The sequence below is a fragment of the Glutamicibacter sp. BSL13 genome (assembly GCF_052928425.1).
This window is the reverse complement of the sequence record NZ_JAVGCZ010000206.1, coordinates 1-1463: the sequence shown is the minus strand read 5'-3', so window position 1 is coordinate 1463 and position 1463 is coordinate 1. Positions and strand designations below refer to the sequence as shown.

General features: G+C 68.8%; 1 protein-coding gene. It reads right to left on the bottom strand.

The genetic code is table 11. The annotated features are described in order from the left end of the window. Positions 1-1274 (bottom strand): protein kinase domain-containing protein (locus RCJ92_RS15860; RefSeq protein ID WP_446755117.1); only part of this gene is annotated, 1274 nt, incomplete at its 3' end. Positions 1275-1463 lie beyond the last annotated feature (189 nt).

Sequence of the window (1463 nt, the reverse complement as noted above, 5' to 3'; positions counted from 1 at the left end):
CCGGAAAGCTCGTGGGCGACGGTCGCCGGCTCGCCGGCCTGCCGGTAGGCGGTGGTGTGCGCTTCGCGCGGATCCCCGCCGGCGTCCGCAGCGGCATCCTCGGCGGCGGTCCGCTGCTCCCGGTCCCCGGTGGACAGCGGGTCGCTCGCGTGGACCTCGGTGGCCGGCGCGTCGGCACCCAGCGCCTGGGTCGGCTGGCCCGCGGCATCGAGCACCGTGGTCGGATCCTGCGCGGCCTGCGGCTCATCGTGCCCTTCCTGCCCGGCGCCGGCTGCGGCGGCGTTGGGCCGCACCCACCACGGGTCGCGCTGCGCCTCGCGTTCGCGCTGCCAATGATCCAGGCGCTGCTGCACGGTGGTGGGGTGCTGCACCGCGTCCGGGATGAGATCACCGATCCCGCCGTAGGCGTCCGCCCCCAGATCCAGCTGCTCGTCGCTGAGCGTGGTGCCGATCTGGATCACCTCGTCAAGCAGGAATCCGGCGTCCTGCGGCCGGTTCTCCGGGTCCTTCTCGGTGCAGAATCGCACCAGCTCGTCCAGGTCTTGGGCCAGACCCGGCACGCGGGTGGAGGGCAGCGGGGTTTCGGATTCCAGGTGGTGGCGCATCAGCGCCGGCACGGTCGCATCCGGGTAGGGCAGCTGGCCGGTGAGCATCTGGAAGATCATCACGCCCACCGCATAGATGTCACTGCGCGAATCCGCCGGCTGGCCGGAGACCAGCTCCGGTGAGGCGTACTGCAGGGTCGCCAGCAGCGTGCTGGACTGGGTGTGCGCGGTGGCGACCCGGGCCAGGCCGAAGTCGGTGATCTTCACTTCGCCGTTGTCGGCCATCAGTACGTTGCCCGGCTTCATGTCCCGGTGCACGATGCCTTCGCGGTGCGCGGCGGCCAGCCCGCGGCAGATGCTCTCCAGCACGCTCAGCGTCTGGCGCGGGGTCAACCGCCCGCGCCGGCTGATCAGCTCGTGCAGGTTCTGGCCGCGCACGAACTCCATCACCAGGTAGACCAGGCTGCCCGAGGCGTTGTGGTCGCGGGTGGAGACCACGTTCGGGTGGTTGATGTTCGCCGCGATCACCGCCTCGGAGGCAAAACGCTCCCGCACCTGGGGATCACGCGCGTAGTTGTCGTTCAGGATCTTCACGGCCACCGGACGGTGCAGCCGCCCGTCAACGGCGCGATAGATCCGCGACATGCCGCCGTACCCGATCAGCTCATCGAGCCGGTAGCGGTCATCGAGCAGCTGGCCGATCAAATGGTCCTGCAATGGCGCGCTCATGGTCTGCCCGCACGCGCGATCATCGGGCGGGTACCGGTGCTGTGCGTCACGGGCGGCTCCTTTCATACGATGGCACTAGGTTCAATCTACCTAGCGCAGCTGGGAATTTAGCTAGTTAACCATCCGGCGACGGCATCGATATGGCAACAATTGCCCGGTAGGCGCAACTGCCGGTTAACGAGCCGATCC